Raw genomic sequence first — 16,082 nt, forward strand, 5'->3', positions numbered from 1 at the left:
GGAGGTGCCATGTCCAGCCTCCCGCTCGTCTTCGACGCACCCCGCCGCGGTACTCCGCCCCGCCACCTCGCCGACGTCGACCCGGCCGACCGTGCCGCCGTCGCGCAGGAGCTCGGCGTACCGCGGTTCCGCCTCGACCAGTTGGCCCGCCACTGGTTCGGTCGTCTCACCGACGACCTCGACACCATGAGCGACCTCGGTGGTGACGTCCGGGAGAAGCTGCGCCCGCTGCTCCCGCCGCTGGTCACGCCGCTGACCGAGAAGGCCTGCGACGGCGGCGCCACCCGCAAGACGCTGTGGCGCGGCCACGACGGCGTGCTCGCCGAGAGCGTGCTGATGCGCTACCCGGACCGGGCGACGGTCTGCATCTCCAGCCAGGCCGGCTGCGGGATGGCGTGCCCGTTCTGCGCCACCGGCCAGGGCGGGCTGCAGCGCAACCTGTCGACCGCCGAGATCGTCGACCAGGTCCGCCGCGCCGCCGCCCAGGCCCGCGACGGCGTGCTGGACGAGCCGACCCGGCTGTCGAACGTCGTGTTCATGGGGATGGGCGAGCCGCTCGCCAACTACAAGCGGGTCGTCGCCGCCGTCCGCCGGATCACCGAGCCGGCCCCGGACGGGCTGGGCATCTCCGCGCGCGGGGTCACCGTGTCCACCGTCGGGCTCGTCCCGGCGATCGACCGGCTCCGCGAGGAGGGCATCCCGGTCACGCTGGCCATCTCGCTGCACTGCCCGGACGACGAGCTGCGCGACACCCTCGTCCCGGTCAACAACCGGTGGAAGGTGGCGGAGGTCCTCGACGCGGGCCGCCGCTACGCCACCACGACCGGCCGCCGCGTCTCCATCGAGTACGCGCTGATCCGCGACGTGAACGACCAGCCGTGGCGCGCCGACATGCTGGCGAAGGTCCTGCGGCAGCACATCGGCACGTCCCGGGTGCACGTCAACCTCATCCCGCTGAACCCCACGCCGGGCAGCGAGTGGGACGCCTCGCCGAAGCCCGTCGAGGAGGAGTTCGTGCGCCGGGTCCGCGCGGCCGGCGTCGCCTGCACCGTCCGCGACACCCGCGGCCAGGAGATCGACGCGGCCTGCGGGCAGCTCGCCGCGTCGCACCCGGGCTGACCCGCCCGGCTACCCCCTCGGCAGCTCGCCGCGTCCGGGCCGACCCGCCCGGCGACCCCCTCGCGTCGCCGGGCGGACCCGCTCAGAGCCGGTCGCCGCTCTCCGGGTGGAACAGGTGCAGTCCCTCGGTCGAGGGCGTCAGCGCCACCCGGTCCCCGCGCCGCGCCCCGGTGCGTCCCGCGGTCCGCACGACGACGGCGTCGTCGCGCGAGCCGGTCAGCGACGCCGTCGCCGACAGGTCACCGGAGGACTCGGCCAGGGTGCCGTAGAGGTAGGCGTCGGACCCGAGCTCCTCGACGACGTCGACCCGGGCCGGGATGCCCTCGCCGCCGTCGGGGGAGACCGTCCACTGCTCGGGACGGATGCCCAGGGTCACCTCGGTGAGCTGGTGCGCCCCGATCGTCGACCGGACGTCCTGGGGCAGCGCGACCTCCCGCCCGGCGAGGGTCACCCCGCGCTCGGTCACCTTCGCGGTGAACAGGTTCATCGCCGGCGAACCGATGAACCCGGCGACGAACGCGTTCTGCGGCCGGTCGTACAGGTCGGCCGGGCTGGCGAACTGCTGCAGCTTCCCGTCGGCGAGCAGCGCGACGCGGTCGCCCATCGTCATGGCCTCGACCTGGTCGTGGGTGACGTAGACGGTGGTGACGCCCAGGCGTCGCTGCAGCGCCGCGATCTCGGTGCGGGTCTGCACCCGCATCTTCGCGTCGAGATTCGACAGCGGCTCGTCCATCAGGAAGACCCGCGGCTCGCGCACGATCGCCCGGCCCATCGCCACGCGCTGACGCTGACCGCCGGACAGGGCACGCGGCTTGCGGTCGAGGTAGTCGGTCAGGCCGAGGATCTCGGCGGCCTCCTTGACCTTGACCGCGCGCTCGGCCTTGTCGATCCCGGCCATCTTCAGCGGGAACGCCATGTTCTCCCCGACGGTCTTGTTCGGGTAGAGCGCGTAGTTCTGGAACACCATGGCGATGTCCCGGTCCCGGGAGGCGACACCGACCATGTTCTCGCCGTCGATGCGGATCGAGCCGCCGTCGATCTCCTCGAGGCCCGCGAGCATCCGCAGCGCCGTCGACTTGCCCGATCCGGACGGCCCGACGAGCACGACGAACTCGCCGTCCTCGATCGTCAGGTCCAGCCGGTCGACGGCCGGCTTGGCTCCGGGGGTGTAGATCCGAGATGCCTGGTCGAACACCACGTCAGCCACGGCGGGCTCCCATCCTGTTCACGAACACGATCACTTGACGGCCCCGAAGGACAGGCCCTGGACCAGCTTGTTCTGGGCGATCCAGCCGGCGATGACGACCGGCAGCGCGGCCACGGTGGCCGCCGCGCAGAGACTGGCGAAGTACAGGCCCTCGGAGGTGATGAACCCGACGAGGTACACGGGAACGGTCGCGGCCCGCGAGGCGGTCAGGTTCACCGCGAAGAAGAACTCGTTCCAGGCGAAGATCATGCAGATCAGCGCGGTGGCGGCCATGCCGGGCGAGATGATCGGCAGCACGACCTCGCGCAGCGAGCGCCACAGCGACGCCCCGTCCATGCTCGCGGCCTCCAGGAGCTCCTTGGGGACCTCCAGGAAGAACGACCGCATCATCCACACCGCGATCGGCAGGTTCATCGCCGTGTAGAGCACGACGAGCGTCCAGATGTTGTCCAGCGCGCCCAGGTAGTTCACGACGACGTAGATCGGCACGATCGCCGCGACGACCGGCAGCATCTTGGTCGAGATGAAGAAGAACAGCACGTCCTGGGTCTTCTTCACCGGCCGCAGCGACAGCGCGAACGCGGCCGGGGTGCCCAGCAGGAGCACCAGGACCGTCGAGGCGACCGTCGCGAACAGCGAGTTCAGCAGGTAGGGCCCGACCCCGCCGCCGAACACCTCGGCGAAGTTGTCGAACGTGGGGACGAAGAACACCGTCGGCGGGATCGTGACGGCCTGCGCCTCGGTCTTGAAGGCGGTCATCACCATCCACAGCACGGGGAAGAAGAACCCGAGCCCGACGATCCAGGCCAGCACGCTCAGCAGCGGCCCGGCCCCGCGCGGGGCCTTCCGCGGCGTCGTCGCGGGGGTGGAGGTCCGTTCGGCGACTGCGGTCATCACGCCTCCTCGGCGGCGGAGAAGCTGCGGAAGATCAGGCGCAGCGCCAGGGTGGCGACGATGATCGTCGCCACCACGGTGACCACACCCATCGCGGCGGACTCGCCGATGTCGAAGCCCAGGAACGCCCGCTGGTAGATGTAGAACGGCAGGTTCGCCGACGCCGTACCCGGACCGCCCTGGGTCATCATGTAGATCGTGTCGAACGTGTTGACCAGGTAGATCGCGCCGAGCACGACACCCAGCTCGATGAACCGCTGCAGGTGCGGCAGCGTCACCTCGCGGAACACCGCGAACCCGGTCGCCCCGTCCATCCGGGCGGCCTCCAGGACCTCCTGCGGCTGGGAGCCGAGCCCGGCGAGGATCAGCAGCATCATGAACGGCGTCCACTGCCACACCAGCGCGATGATCACCGCGGCCCGCGGGAAGGTGGACACCCAGTCGGTCTGCCCGGCGCCGAACGGCGAGAGCAGGAAGTTCACCAGGCCGTAGGTGGGGTCGAACAGCACCGACTTCCACAGCAGCGCACCGGCGACCGGGGTGATCAGGAACGGCGTGATGATCAGCGTCCGGACGATGCCGCGGCCGAGGAACGCGCGGTTGAGCAGCAGCGCGATCAGCAGCCCGAGCACCATCGCGATCGCGACCGCGCCCAGGGTCAGCAGGATCGAGTTCAGCGCGACGCCGCGGAACTGCGAGTCGGTGAACACCGTCGCGTAGTTCTCCAGCCCGACGAAGCGCTGGCTGCCGGGGCGCACCAGGTTCCAGGACTGCAGCGAGTACCAGATCGTCACCAGGAACGGCAGCTGCGTGACGATGATCGTGAAGATCAGCGCGGGCAGCAGCGGGGCCCGGCGGATCCAGCCGTCGCGGCGCTCCGCGGCCGGTGAGGTCTGCCGTTCCGGTGCCGCCTGCGGTGGTGCCTCTGTGGTCGTCACCGGTCGCCCCCGCTCTGCTGGTAGGACTCGCCGACGGTCTCGGCGTACTGCTGGGCCTGGTCGAGGGCCTCGTCCGCGGTCTGCTGCCCGGCGATGGCCGCGGAGATCTGCTGGCTGACCCGGGTCCCCAGGTCCTGGAACTCGGGGATCCCGACGAACTGCAGCCCGGTGTACGGGACGGGGTCGCGGGTCGGCCGGTCCTGGTCCGCGGCGTTGATCGCGGCGATGGTCTGCGGCGCGTAGGCCTTCGACGCCGCGACGTACTCGGGGATCCGGTAGGTCGACTGGCGGGCGCCGGGCGGGACCGAGGTCCAGCCGAGCTCCTCGCCGACCATCTTCTGGTACGGCTTGGACGTCATCCAGGACAGGAACTTCCAGGTCGCGTCGACCTGCTCGGGGCCCTTCTCCGCGGTGGTGCGGGGGATGGCCAGCGCCCACGAGTACAGCCAGCCCGAGGACAGGCCGTCGACGCCGGTCGGTGCCGGCGCGTAGCCGACCTTCCCGGCGACGTTGGACTGGGCCGGGTCCTCCAGCAGGCCCGCGGCGACGGTGGCGTCGAACCACATCGCGGTGTTGCCCTGGCTGAACTGGTTGCCGCACTCGGAGAACCCGGAGCCCGCGGCGCCGGCCTGGCCGTCGCGGCGGACGAGGTCGACGTAGAAGTTGACCGCCTTGCGCACCTCGGGCGAGGTCAGCTGGGCGTTCCACTGGTCGTCGAACCAGCGGCCGCCGTAGGAGTTGATCATCGCGTCGACCGGGGCCATGACCTCGCCCCAGCCGGGCTTGCCGCGCAGGCAGATGCCACCGCGGCCCTGCTCGCGGTCGGTGAGGCGGTCGGCGAACTGCGCGACCTGGTCCCAGGTCGGCTTCGCGGGCATGGTCAGCCCGGCCTGCTCGAACAGGTCCTTGCGGTACATCAGGAACGCCGACTCGCCGTAGAACGGCACCGAGTACATGTGTCCGTCGGGGCCGGACAGGGCGCCGCGGATGGTCGGGGTGAAGTCGTCCCGGTCGTAGCCGGGGGTGGCGTCCATCAGCGGGTCGAGGTCGACCAGCCAGCCGTTGCGGGCCCACTGGGGGGTCTCGTAGTTCGAGATCATCACGGCGTCGAACTCGTCGCCGCCGGTGGCGACCGACGCGGTGATCTTCGCGCGGGCCTCGTTCTCCGACAGGCTCACGAAGCGCACGGTGATGCCGGGGTTCTCGGCCTCGAACCGCGGGCTGAGCTCGATCGCGTCCTCCATCTGCGGGTTGGACACGATCGCGATCGTCACGATCCGCGTGCCCTCGGGCAGGCCGAACGTGCCGGCCCCGGCGCAGCCGGTGAGGGCGAGACCGATGACCGCCAGCAGCGCGGTGAGGACGGCGGGACGCGACCTGGTTCTCGGGCGCACGGGCACTCTCCTCGTCGTCGAGGGCTCCGACGGGTGTGCAACGGTGTGGTCCGGGACACGTCCGTCCGGTATGACCGGTGCACGGTATGCGTGGAGCAACCGCTTGCGCAACCGGTTGCCTGTACGCTGTCGCCAACCCGTGACCCGCCTCGGAGGTGTGTGATCGCGACCATGGCCGAGGTCGCCCGGCTCGCCGGGGTCTCCACCGCGACCGTGTCCCACGTCCTGAACGGCACCCGGCCCGTCCGGGAGACCACCCGCGAGCAGGTGCTGGCCGCGATGGCGCAGGTGCACTACACGCCCAACGCCGCCGCCCGCTCGCTCGCGACCGCGCGCACCCGGACCGTCGGGCTCGCGCTGTCGGCGATCTCCAACCCGTACCTGGGCGAGCTGCTGCACGCGATCGAGGACGAGTCCGCCGCGGCCGGGCACACCCTGCTGCTCGCCGACCCGCACGACGACCCGGGCTACGAGGCGACGGCCGTCGCACAGCTCCGCAGCCGCGTCGACGGTGTGCTGTTCGCCCCCTCGGGCAACTCCACCGCGACCCTGGAGGCGCTCGCCGCACAGGGCGTGCCGACGGTGCTGGTCGACCGGATGCTCGACGGCGAGCTGGACGAGGTCGGCTCGGAGAACGTCGAGCCCGTCGCCGGGCTGGTCACCCACCTGGCCGAGGCCGGGCACACGAGCATCGGCTTCGTCGCGGGCCTGGCCGGACTCGCGACGACCGTCGAGCGCCTCGCGGGCTACCGCCTCGGGATGCGCCGGGCCGGCCTCCCGCCCGGGCCGGTGGTGGAGGGCCGCTCGGACAGCGAGCCCGCCCGCGCCGTCGTGCGCGAGCTGTTGGCCTCGCCCGTGCGGCCCGCCGCGCTGGTCACCGGCAACAACGCGATGACGATCGGTGCCGTCCAGGCCGCCCACGACCTGGGTCTGCGCATCCCCGGGGACCTGGCGCTGGCCGCGTTCGACGACTTCCCGTGGGCCGACGCGTTCAGCCCGCGCCTCACCGTCGTCGCGCAGCCGTTCGCGGACATCGGGCGTGAGGCGGTCCGGCTGCTGCTGCGCCGCATGGCCGAGCCCGAGGCGCAGCGGCGCTCGCTGCGGCTGCCGACGACCTTCGTGCACCGGGAGTCCTGCGGCTGCCGACCATGATCCTTCTCCGCGGAGCGTGCGATACCCCGCAGGGTGCGCCGGGCTCCGCGGAGAAGGATCACCGCAGCGCCGACCGGATCCGACCCACCGTGTCGCCCGGCCTGTCCCTGACGTCCTGCCAGGTGAACCGCAGCACCGTCCACCCCGCGGCGACCAGGGCGTTCTGCTTGCGCCGGTCGGCCCGGAATCGGGCCGGGTCCGAGTGGAACGCCCAGCCGTCGATCTCCACCGCGAGCCGCTCCGCCACGAACGCGACGTCCACCAGCCACGGACCGAAGAGCCATCCGAGGACGAACCCGGTGAGCCCCGCCCGTCGCAGGTGCACGACGAGGCGCCGCTCGGCCCGCGAGTCGGCCCGGTCGGCGGCCTCGACGACGAGCTCGCGGGCCCGAGCCCAGCCGTGGGTGCCGACCCCGCGCTGGAACGCGGCGAGCAGCTCGGGGAAGGGCAGTCCCCGCTGCAGCACCCGGTCGAGGAAGGTGGCGCCGTCGGCGAGGGCGACGGCCGTCTCCAGCGCGGTCAGGGCCGGTGCCGTGACGGCGACACCGCGCCGTTCCGTCCGGTCCGCCGCGTCCAGGGTGCGCCGGCGGACCCGGATCCCGTCCGGTGGTGTGCGCCGCGCGTGCGCGGGCACGGTCACCCCCACGATCGGGAACGCGGTGGTGGACACCGACATCCGGTGGAGGAACGCCGCTGCGGGCCCGTCGACGACGGCTCCCGGCCCGGCCCACAACGCGGCGGCCACCACCCGTCCCCATGCGGTGGGCCGGTGCGACGACGCCCGGTACACCCCCGGTGCCACGACCACCAGGGCGCCGCGGGCGACCCGGCCGCGCAGTGCCTTCGCCGAGACCCCGCACGCCAGCGCCTGCCCCCGGGAGAACACGCCGTCCTGGCCGCGCAGCACCGTGTCCAGGTCCATGCGGCGCACCCTGGCCGGGAGCCGCGCGCGCCACGGGGGAACGCGGGGGAGCCGTTCGCAGTCGTGATCCTTCTCCGCGGAGTCCGGGGTCCCCCGCAGGGCGGTGCGGGTTCCACGGAGAGGGATCACCCGCGCCCGGCGAGCACCTCCGCGAGGTCGAAGGTCACCGGGCGCTCCAGCTGCTCGTAGGTGCACGAGGCGGGCTCGCGGTCCGGGCGCCACCGCACGAACTGGGTGGTGTGGCGGAACCGCTCGCCCTCCATGTAGTCGTAGCGGACCTCGACCACCCGCTCCGGGCGCAGCGGGACGAAGGACAGGTCCTTGCCGGCGTTCCACCGGCTCGTCTCGGACTTGCGCGGGGTGCGCTCGCCCTCCAGCTGCTTCGCCCAGGCCCACGGGTGGTCGTCGAAGTCGGTGACCAGCGGCTGCAGCTCGGTCATGAGCTCGCGGCGGCGTGCCATCGGGAACGCCCCGACGACCCCGACCGACACGAGCACCCCGCGGGCGTCGTGCAGGCCCAGCAGCAACGACCCGACGGCGTCCGGACCGGACTTGTGCACCCGGTACCCGGCGACGACGCAGTCCGCGGTCCGCTCGTGCTTCACCTTGGTCATGACGCGCTTGTCGGGCTGGTAGGTCCCGGCCGGGTCCTTCGCGATGAGCCCGTCGAGCCCGGCGCCCTCGAACTTCTCGAACCAGCGGCGCGCGGTGCCGGTGTCGTCGGTGAGCGGGGTGAGGTGCACCGGCGGGGCGACGCCGGCGAACGCCTCCTCCAGCAGCGCGCGGCGCTCGGCGAACGGGCGCGCGGTGAGGTCGTCGTCGCCGAGGGCCAGCAGGTCGAAGGCCACGAACGACGCCGGCGTCTCGGTCGAGAGCAGCGTCACCCGGCTGGCCGCGGGGTGGATCCGCTGCTGGAGCGCCTCGAAGTCCAGCGCGTTCCCGGAGGCGACGACGATCTCCCCGTCGACGACCGCGCGCGGCGGGAAGTGCGCCTTCACCGCCTCGACGACCTCGGGGAAGTAGCGGGTCATCGGCTTCTCGTTGCGGGAGCCGATCTCGACCTCGTCGCCGTCGCGGAAGACGATCGAGCGGAAGCCGTCCCACTTGGGCTCGTAGAGCCTGCCCTCGGGGATCGACGGGGCGGGCTTGGCCAGCATCGGCTTCACCGGGGGCATCACGGGCAGGTCCACGGCGGACGAGTCTCCTCTCGATCGTCGGCGCGAGCATCCCGGCTCGCCCGTCCGAGGGGGGACCGGCCGGGTGGGCCAGACTGATCGGTGTGGGACGACTGCCCGACCGGGAGGCGCTGGAGCGGGCGCGGGACGCGACGATCGACGACGTCCTGCCCGGGCCCGGCGACCCGCCGCTGCGGGTGCTGTTCTGCGGCATCAACCCCGGCCTGGTGTCGGCGGCGACCGGGCACCACTTCGCCCGTCCCGGCAACCGGTTCTGGCCGGTGCTGCACGGGGCCGGGTTCACCCCGCGCCTGCTGGCACCGGCCGAGCAGGGCGAGCTGGCGCGGCTCGGGCTCGGCATCACGAACATGGCGCCCCGGGCCACCGCGCGGGCCGACGAGCTGTCCGACGACGAGGTCGTCGCCGGTGGGGAGCGGCTGCGCGCGCTGGTCGCGGCGCGGGAGCCGGGGTGGCTGGCCGTCGTCGGGATCGGGGCCTACCGGACCGCGTTCGGGCGGCGCGACGCGGCGGTGGGGGAGCAGACCGACCGGCTGGGGGCGACCGGGATCTGGGTGCTGCCGAACCCCTCGGGGCTCAACGCGCACTGGTCGCGCGCGGCGATGGTCGCCGAGTTCGCGCGGCTGCGGGCCCGCGCCCGGGAGCAGGGGCCGGGCTAGGCCCCCGGGGTCGTCGCGCGCAGGAACAGCCCGAGCGCCAGGCCGACGGCGAGGAAGACCAGCAGCCACCACCACGTGCCGGACAGCACCCACACGGCGGACCCGACGGCGAGACCGCCGCCGATCCCGTACCCGAGGCGGTTCAACCTGTCCTTGCGTGGCCCGTCGTCCATGGGCGCCGAGCCTAGCGGCCGCCTCCGTCGAGATCGGGCAGATCGGGCGTCTCCGCGCCGTCGCGCTCGTCGCGGTCGGCCCACTCCAGCAGCGGCTCGATGCCGAACACGGCCTCGTCGATGCCGGCGTGCAGGTCGCCCAGCTCGGCGTAGCGGGCCGGGACGGTGGCGATCGTGAAGTCCCGGGGCTCGCAGTCGTCGATCTCGTCCCAGGTCACCGGGGCCGACACCCGCGCGTCGGGGGTGCCGCGCACCGAGTAGGCGCAGGCGATCGTGTGGTCGCGGGCGTTCTGGTTGTAGTCGACGAAGACCGTCGACGGGTCGCGGTCCCTGCGCCACCAGGACAGGTCGACGCGGTCGCAGCGGCGCTCCACCTCGCGGGCGAACGCGTGCGCGGCGCGGCGGACGTCGGCGAACCCGTGGTCGGGCGGGATGCGCACGTAGACGTGCAGTCCGGAGCCGCCGGAGGTCTTCGGGAACCCGGTCGCGCCCAGCTCGTCGAGCACCTCGTGCACCACACCGGCGACGCGGCGGACGTCGGCCCAGGACGCGTCGGGCATCGGGTCGAGGTCGATGCGCCACTCGTCGGGGGACTCGACGTCAGCGGCGCGGGAGTTCCAGGGGTGGAACTCGACCGTGGACATCTGCACCGCCCAGACGACGTCGGCCGGGTGGGCGACGCACAGCTCGTCGGCGGTGCGGTTGTACCGCGGGAAGGTCACGCGGACGGTCCGGACCCAGTCCGGGGCGCCGCGCGGCAGCCGCTTCTGGTGCACCTTCTCCCCGGTGACGCCGGTGGGGAAGCGGTGCAGCATGCACGGCCGGTCGCGCAGTGCGCGGACGACGCCGTCGCCGACGGCGGTGTAGTAGTCGGCCAGGTCCCGCTTGGTCTCGCCCCGCTCCGGGAAGTAGACGCGGTCGGGGCTGGACAGCCGCACCACGCGGTCGCCGATCGTCAGCTCGACCGGCTCACCCGCACCGCGCGCGGCCACCCGACGGGGTCAGAGCCGGCGACGCCGACGGTAGACCGGGAGCGCGACCGCACCGATCAGGCAGACGACGGCGGGCACGGCCGAGAAGAGGAACTCGGTCCAGCTGGTCGGATGGCCGATCGTGAACAGCAGCAGCGCGATGCCGGCGACGGCGGCCGCGATCGGCAGACCCTTGGAGAAGTTCTGGTGCCAGCCCCAGTCGACCGACGGCTCGTCCGCCGGGTCGACGCCGGACCTGATCGCGATCTCGCGCGTCCTGCTCGGGACTGCGTTGCTCGCCACTGCCTTGCTGGCCACTGGGGTTCCTCCTGGTCCGGCTCCGTGCGGGGTCATCGTCGCACAGCTCGCGGGGCGAGGATGATGTGCCGTGATGAAGTCACTCGTCGTGTTGGGCAGCACCGGGTCGATCGGCACCCAGGCCCTGGACGTGATCACCCGCGCCGGCGGGTTCACGGTGTCCGGGCTGGCCGCGGGCGGATCGGACGTGGACCTGCTGGTGTCCCAGGTCCGCACGCACCGGGTCGGGCGGGTCGCCGTCGCGTCCGCCGCGGCGGCGGTGCGGCTGCGGGAGGAGCTGCCCGGCGTCGAGGTGCTCGACGGCCCGGACGCCGCGACCGAGCTGGTCACCGCCTGCGGCGCCGACATCGTCCTGAACGGCATCACCGGCTCCCGCGGCCTCGGCCCGACCCTGGCCGCGCTCGCCACCGGTGCCCGGCTCGCGCTGGCGAACAAGGAGTCGCTGGTCGCCGGCGGCCCGATGGTGTCGGCGGCGGCCGCGCCGGGCCAGATCGTGCCGGTCGACTCCGAGCACTCCGCGCTCGCGCAGTGCCTGCGCGGCGGGCGGGAGTCCGAGGTCGACCGGCTGGTCCTCACCGCCTCGGGCGGCCCGTTCCGCGGCCGGTCGCGCGCGTCGCTGCGGGACGTGACCGTCGAGCAGGCCCTCAAGCACCCGACCTGGGACATGGGCCCGGTCATCACGATCAACTCGGCGACGCTGGTGAACAAGGGCCTCGAGGTGATCGAGGCGCACCTGCTGTTCGGGGTGCCCTACGACCGCATCGACGTCACCGTGCACCCGCAGTCGGTCGTGCACTCGATGGTCACCTTCACCGACGGCTCGACGATCGCGCAGGCGTCGCCGCCGGACATGCGGCTGCCGATCGCGCTGGCGCTCGGCTGGCCGGACCGCATCGCCGGCGCCTCGGCGCCGTGCCGGTGGGACACCGCGCAGAGCTGGACCTTCGAGCCCCTCGACGACGACGCGTTCCCCGGTGTGCGGCTGGCCCGCGCCGCCGGGACCACGGGCGGCTGCCTGCCCGCGGTGCTCAACGCGGCCAACGAGGAGCTCGTCGAGGCGTTCGTCGCCGGGGCGATCGGCTACACCGACGTCACCGACCTGCTCGGCGGGGTACTGGAGGCGGCCGACGCCTGGACGGGTGACCCGGCTACCGTGGACGACGTGCTGGCTGCCGAGACCTGGGCCCGCGCCCACGCGCGCGAGAAGGCGGGAACGTGACCATCGTCTGGACGGTCGTCGGTATCGCGATCTTCTTCTTCGGGCTGCTGCTGTCGATCGCCTGGCACGAGCTCGGGCACTTCACCACGGCCCGCTGGTTCGGGATCAAGGTCCCGGAGTTCATGGTCGGTTTCGGCCGCACCCTCTGGTCGGTGCGCCGCGGCGAGACCGAGTACGGCATCAAGATGATCCCGCTGGGCGGCTACGTCCGGATGATCGGGATGCTGCCGCCCGCGAAGGGCGGGACGCTGGGCCGCAACCGTCGCACCGGTCCCTTCCAGGGGCTGATGGACGACGCGCGGCGCCAGTCGCAGGCCGACGTGCTCCCGCAGGACGCGGACCGGCAGTTCTGGACCCGGTCGCCGTGGAAGCGGATCATCGTCATGTTCGCCGGGCCGTTCATGAACCTGATCCTGGCGATCGCGCTGTTCTTCGTGACGCTGATGGGCGTCGGGGTGCTCACCCCGACCACCCAGATCTCCGCGCTCGAGGAGTGCGTGCTCCCGGTCACCGCGGTGCAGAACGGCGCGCCCGACCGCTGCCCGGCGGGCGCCCCGCGGGCCCCGGCGCTGGCCGCGGGCGTGCAGCCCGACGACCGGATCGTCGCCGTCGCCGGCCGCGAGTTCGGCGCGGACGAGGGCGAGGCCGTGCAGGACGCGATCCGCGCGTCGTCCGGGCCCACGCCGATCGTCGTGGAGCGCGGCGGGCAGCAGATCCCGCTGACCGTGGACGTCATCCCCAACACGCTGCCGGACCGCGAGTCGGACGACCCGAACGCCACGATCACCGCCGGCTACCTGGGCGTGCTGCTGAACACGAACTACCAGCCGCTCACCGCGGGGGAGACGGTCGGGCGGATCGGCGACGGCATGGCCCGCACCGCCGAGGCGATCACCCAGATCCCGGCCCGGATCCCGGCGCTGTTCGGCGCCGCGTTCCTCGGTGAGGAGCGGGGCGAGAACAGCCCGATGGGCGTCGTCGGCGTCTCCCGGATCGGCGGCGAGATCCTCGCCCAGCAGAACGTGCCCTGGCAGCAGGACGTGTCGCTGTTCCTGAACATGCTCGCCGCGGTGAACCTCTCGCTGTTCTTCCTGAACCTGCTGCCGGTCCCGCCGCTGGACGGCGGCCAGATCGTCCCGGCGATCTGGGAGGCGATCAAGCGCAACACCGCGAAGCTGCTCGGACGCCCCGACCCCGGGCCGGTCGACGCGGCCAAGCTGCTACCCGTCGCCTACGTCTTCGTGATCGTCTTCCTGGGGTTCTCGGTCATGGTCGCGATCGCCGACATCGTCAACCCGGTGCGGCTGTTCGGGTGAGCGCAGCACCCGAGGGCGCACGCCCGCTGGCGGTCTTCGACATCGACGGCGTCCTCGCCGACGTCTCGCACCGGCTGCACTACCTCGACGTGCACCGGTGGGAGAAGTTCTTCGCCGCCGCACACGCCGACCCGCTGCTCGACGAGGGCGCGGACCGGCTGCGCGCGGCCCAGGACGAGTACGACGTCGTCTACCTGACCGGCCGCCCCGAGCGGAACCGCAGGCTGACCGAGACCTGGCTGAAGGGCTTCGGCCTGCCGACCGGGCCGCTGTTCATGCGCCCCGACGACGACCACCGCCCCGCCCGCTACGTCAAGCGCGAGGTCCTGCGGCTGCTCGCCCGTGAGCGGGAGATCGCGATGATCCTCGACGACGACCCCGCCGTCGTCCGGGTGCTCGCCGAGGACGGCTGGCCGGTGGAGCTGGCGACCTGGCTGCCGCACAGCTCGACGCTGCAGGACGCGCAGGAGAACCAGGGCCGGACGTAGTGCCCCTGCTCACCGGGTACGGCGGGTCCCGCGGCGCGGTGGGATAGTGGAGGTCGTGAGCGTCTCCCTGGGTATGCCGTCCGCGCCCGCGCCGACCCTGGCCCCGCGCCGGAGGACGCGGCAGCTGCAGGTCGGCCCGGTCGGTGTCGGATCCGACCACCCGATCTCCGTCCAGTCCATGACGACCACCCTGACCTCCGACGTCAACGCGACCCTCCAGCAGATCGCCGAGCTGACCGCGGCCGGCTGCGACATCGTGCGCGTCGCCTGCCCGTCCGCCGACGACGCCGAGGCCCTGCCCGCGATCGCGCAGAAGTCGCAGATCCCGGTGATCGCCGACATCCACTTCCAGCCCAAGTACGTGTTCGCCGCGATCGAGGCCGGCTGCGCCGCGGTGCGGGTGAACCCGGGCAACATCCGCAAGTTCGACGACCAGGTCAAGGAGATCGCGCAGGCCGCGAAGGACCACGGCACGCCGATCCGGATCGGGGTCAACGCGGGCTCGCTCGACAAGCGCCTGATGGAGAAGTACGGCAAGGCGACGCCCGAGGCGCTCGCCGAGTCGGCCATGTGGGAGGCGGGCCTGTTCGCCGAGCACGACTTCCACGACATCAAGATCTCGGTCAAGCACAACGACCCGGTCGTCATGGTGCGGGCCTACGAGCTGCTCGCCGAGCAGTGCGACTACCCGCTGCACCTGGGCGTCACCGAGGCCGGGCCCGCGTTCCAGGGCACGATCAAGTCGGCCGTCGCGTTCGGGGCGCTGCTGCGCCAGGGCATCGGCGACACCATCCGGGTCTCGCTGTCCGCGCCGCCGGTCGAGGAGATCAAGGTCGGCCAGCAGATCCTCGAGTCGCTGAACCTGCGCCCGCGCAAGCTCGAGATCGTGTCCTGCCCGTCCTGCGGGCGGGCCCAGGTCGACGTCTACACCCTCGCCGACGAGGTCACCGCCGGTCTGACCGGCATGGAGGTCCCGCTGCGCGTGGCCGTCATGGGCTGCGTCGTCAACGGTCCCGGTGAGGCCCGCGAGGCCGATCTGGGCGTCGCCTCCGGCAACGGCAAGGGCCAGATCTTCGTCAAGGGCGAGGTCATCAAGACCGTCCCCGAGCACAAGATCGTGGAGACGCTGATCGAGGAGGCCATGCGGCTCGCCGAGGAGATGGGCGAGAGCGTGGACGGTGTGACGGGTGAACCGCAGGTGACCGTCGGCTGAGCGAGTGCCGGTACCGGACGGGCGTCGGCGTGGCATCATGAACCCGTGCTGAGGGTGGCCGGAGCACGGCTTCTCGACGATCGTCACCGCTCCGGGGTGCACGACGTGCTCGACGCCGACCCGGTCGCCGCGTGCATGGTCGCCTCCCGCATCGAGGCGGTCGGCCTCGACCCGTGGCGGCTGGGCGGTGAGCTGTGGTCCCACGGGGCCCCGGCGGACGGTCTGTGCTTCTCCGGGGCGAACCTGGTGCCGCTGCGCGGTGACCGGGCGGCGCTGCGTGCCTTCGCCGACCGGGCCCGCCGGGCCGGACGGGTGTGCTCGTCGCTGGTGGGGCGGGCCGAGCTCGTCCTGCCGCTGTGGGAGGAGCTCGCACCGGGCTGGGGCCCGGCCCGCGAGATCCGGCCCGACCAGCCGCTGATGACCCTCGAACGGCCGCCGATGATCGCGCCCGACACCCGGGTGCGTCCGGTCCGCATCTCCGAGCTCGACCGCTACCTGCCGGCCGCCGTCGCGATGTTCACCGAGGAGGTCGGCGTCGACCCCCGCGAGGGCGACGGCGGGGCGGGCTACCGGGCCCGGGTCGCCGAGCTGATCACCTCCGGGCGGGCGTTCGCCCGGTTCCACGACGGCGAGGTCGTGTTCAAGGCCGAGATCGGCGCCCTGTCGCGCACCGTCGGCCAGATCCAGGGGGTCTGGGTGAACCCGGCCTGGCGCGGGCACGGGCTCGGCACGGCCGGGACGTCGGCGGTCGCGGTCGCGCTCGCCGGGATGGGCCGCCGCGCCAGCCTGTACGTCAACGCCTTCAACGCCCCGGCCAGGGCCGCGTACCAGCGGGTGGGCTTCGTCCAGGTCGCACGGTTCGCCACCGTCCTGTTCTGACCACGATCGAGTGGCGGTACTTGACCG

17 protein-coding genes are annotated in these 16,082 nt (G+C 72.8%); 8 read left to right on the forward strand and 9 right to left on the reverse strand.

Going from position 1 to position 16,082, the window contains the following annotated elements; translation table 11 throughout:
• The first annotated feature begins 9 nt into the window (after positions 1-9).
• Entirely contained in the window at positions 10-1,119 is a 1,110-nt protein-coding gene (gene rlmN / locus KPL57_RS40715; RefSeq protein ID WP_062401040.1) for a 23S rRNA (adenine(2503)-C(2))-methyltransferase RlmN, read from the forward strand.
• A gap of 82 nt (positions 1,120-1,201) precedes the next feature.
• Here rlmN and KPL57_RS40720 read toward each other — a convergent pair whose 3' ends face one another.
• The 4 genes from KPL57_RS40720 to KPL57_RS40735 are packed head-to-tail and all read right to left on the reverse strand — an operon-like array spanning position 1,202 to position 5,552.
• On the reverse strand, positions 1,202-2,326 hold the full coding sequence (locus KPL57_RS40720) for an ABC transporter ATP-binding protein (protein ID WP_208822439.1): 1,125 nt from the start codon (positions 2,324-2,326) through the stop codon (positions 1,202-1,204).
• Positions 2,327-2,356: 30 nt separating this feature from the next.
• Complete coding sequence (locus tag KPL57_RS40725) at positions 2,357-3,220, reverse strand: carbohydrate ABC transporter permease (protein ID WP_178376840.1); 864 nt, start codon at positions 3,218-3,220, stop codon at positions 2,357-2,359.
• Positions 3,220-4,158: a carbohydrate ABC transporter permease gene (locus tag KPL57_RS40730; RefSeq protein ID WP_373324099.1), complete on the reverse strand. Its 939-nt coding sequence runs from the start codon at positions 4,156-4,158 to the stop codon at positions 3,220-3,222. Before KPL57_RS40730 ends, KPL57_RS40725 begins: the two co-directional genes overlap by 1 nt.
• Positions 4,155-5,552, reverse strand: a complete 1,398-nt coding sequence (locus tag KPL57_RS40735) for a sugar ABC transporter substrate-binding protein (RefSeq protein ID WP_226355763.1) — start codon at positions 5,550-5,552, stop codon at positions 4,155-4,157. Before KPL57_RS40735 ends, KPL57_RS40730 begins: the two co-directional genes overlap by 4 nt.
• A 171-nt stretch (positions 5,553-5,723) precedes the next feature.
• On the opposite strand from KPL57_RS40735, the gene KPL57_RS40740 reads away from it, so the two are divergent.
• A complete protein-coding gene (locus KPL57_RS40740; protein ID WP_226355764.1) occupies positions 5,724-6,704 on the forward strand; it encodes a LacI family DNA-binding transcriptional regulator in 981 nt (326 codons plus the stop codon).
• A 58-nt stretch (positions 6,705-6,762) separates the two neighbouring features.
• On the opposite strand, the gene KPL57_RS40745 is transcribed toward KPL57_RS40740, so the two are convergent.
• Positions 6,763-7,626 (reverse strand): type IV toxin-antitoxin system AbiEi family antitoxin domain-containing protein, encoded by an 864-nt coding sequence (locus KPL57_RS40745; protein ID WP_226355765.1) that lies wholly within the window; start codon positions 7,624-7,626, stop codon positions 6,763-6,765.
• A 125-nt stretch (positions 7,627-7,751) separates the two neighbouring features.
• Positions 7,752-8,816, reverse strand: coding sequence for an ATP-dependent DNA ligase (locus tag KPL57_RS40750; protein WP_226355766.1), 1,065 nt, complete (start codon positions 8,814-8,816; stop codon positions 7,752-7,754).
• 89 nt (positions 8,817-8,905) lie between these two features.
• On the opposite strand from KPL57_RS40750, the gene mug reads away from it, so the two are divergent.
• Positions 8,906-9,478, forward strand: a complete 573-nt coding sequence (gene mug / locus KPL57_RS40755) for a G/U mismatch-specific DNA glycosylase (protein WP_226355767.1) — start codon at positions 8,906-8,908, stop codon at positions 9,476-9,478.
• Here mug and KPL57_RS40760 read toward each other — a convergent pair.
• From KPL57_RS40760 to KPL57_RS40770, 3 genes are read right to left on the reverse strand one after another with little or no spacing between them, the layout of a single operon-like run.
• Positions 9,475-9,651, reverse strand: a complete 177-nt coding sequence (locus KPL57_RS40760) for a hypothetical protein (protein WP_226355768.1) — start codon at positions 9,649-9,651, stop codon at positions 9,475-9,477. The two genes, mug and KPL57_RS40760, sit on opposite strands and share 4 nt — an antisense overlap.
• Positions 9,652-9,662: 11 nt before the next feature.
• Positions 9,663-10,643: a non-homologous end-joining DNA ligase gene (gene ligD / locus KPL57_RS40765; protein ID WP_226355769.1), complete on the reverse strand. Its 981-nt coding sequence runs from the start codon at positions 10,641-10,643 to the stop codon at positions 9,663-9,665.
• A gap of 9 nt (positions 10,644-10,652) precedes the next feature.
• Positions 10,653-10,940: a DUF2631 domain-containing protein gene (locus KPL57_RS40770; protein WP_226355770.1), complete on the reverse strand. Its 288-nt coding sequence runs from the start codon at positions 10,938-10,940 to the stop codon at positions 10,653-10,655.
• A 73-nt stretch (positions 10,941-11,013) separates the two neighbouring features.
• Between KPL57_RS40770 and dxr the strand changes: the two genes are divergently transcribed.
• Genes dxr through KPL57_RS40795 form a run of 5 tightly spaced genes read left to right on the forward strand, consistent with a single transcriptional unit; the run spans position 11,014 to position 16,055 of the window.
• Positions 11,014-12,159, forward strand: a complete 1,146-nt coding sequence (dxr, locus tag KPL57_RS40775; RefSeq protein WP_226355771.1) for a 1-deoxy-D-xylulose-5-phosphate reductoisomerase — start codon at positions 11,014-11,016, stop codon at positions 12,157-12,159.
• Complete coding sequence (locus KPL57_RS40780) at positions 12,156-13,475, forward strand: site-2 protease family protein (RefSeq protein ID WP_226355772.1); 1,320 nt, start codon at positions 12,156-12,158, stop codon at positions 13,473-13,475. Before dxr ends, KPL57_RS40780 begins: the two co-directional genes overlap by 4 nt.
• The gene (locus KPL57_RS40785; RefSeq protein WP_226355773.1) at positions 13,472-13,963 is read left to right on the forward strand and encodes a hypothetical protein; all 492 of its coding nucleotides are present in this window, start codon (positions 13,472-13,474) and stop codon (positions 13,961-13,963) included. The genes KPL57_RS40780 and KPL57_RS40785 overlap by 4 nt, the downstream gene beginning before the upstream one ends.
• A gap of 55 nt (positions 13,964-14,018) precedes the next feature.
• Entirely contained in the window at positions 14,019-15,176 is a 1,158-nt protein-coding gene (ispG, locus tag KPL57_RS40790; RefSeq protein ID WP_174565920.1) for a flavodoxin-dependent (E)-4-hydroxy-3-methylbut-2-enyl-diphosphate synthase, read from the forward strand.
• Between the two features lie 45 nt (positions 15,177-15,221).
• The gene (locus tag KPL57_RS40795) at positions 15,222-16,055 is read left to right on the forward strand and encodes a GNAT family N-acetyltransferase (RefSeq protein ID WP_226355774.1); all 834 of its coding nucleotides are present in this window, start codon (positions 15,222-15,224) and stop codon (positions 16,053-16,055) included.
• The last annotated feature ends 27 nt before the right edge of the window (positions 16,056-16,082 follow it).

This window comes from Pseudonocardia sp. ICBG601, assembly GCF_020496245.1.

Excerpts from the sequence above, each read along its gene's own strand:
- rlmN (WP_062401040.1), top strand. The coding sequence starts at position 10 with ATGTCCAGCCTCCCGCTCGTCTTCGACGCACCCCGCCGCGGTACTCCG.
- KPL57_RS40725 (WP_178376840.1), bottom strand. The coding sequence starts at position 3,220 with ATGACCGCAGTCGCCGAACGGACCTCCACCCCCGCGACGACGCCGCGG.
- KPL57_RS40740 (WP_226355764.1), top strand. The coding sequence starts at position 5,724 with ATGGCCGAGGTCGCCCGGCTCGCCGGGGTCTCCACCGCGACCGTGTCC.
- KPL57_RS40745 (WP_226355765.1), bottom strand. The coding sequence starts at position 7,626 with ATGGACCTGGACACGGTGCTGCGCGGCCAGGACGGCGTGTTCTCCCGG.
- KPL57_RS40760 (WP_226355768.1), bottom strand. The coding sequence starts at position 9,651 with ATGGACGACGGGCCACGCAAGGACAGGTTGAACCGCCTCGGGTACGGG.
- dxr (WP_226355771.1), top strand. The coding sequence starts at position 11,014 with ATGAAGTCACTCGTCGTGTTGGGCAGCACCGGGTCGATCGGCACCCAG.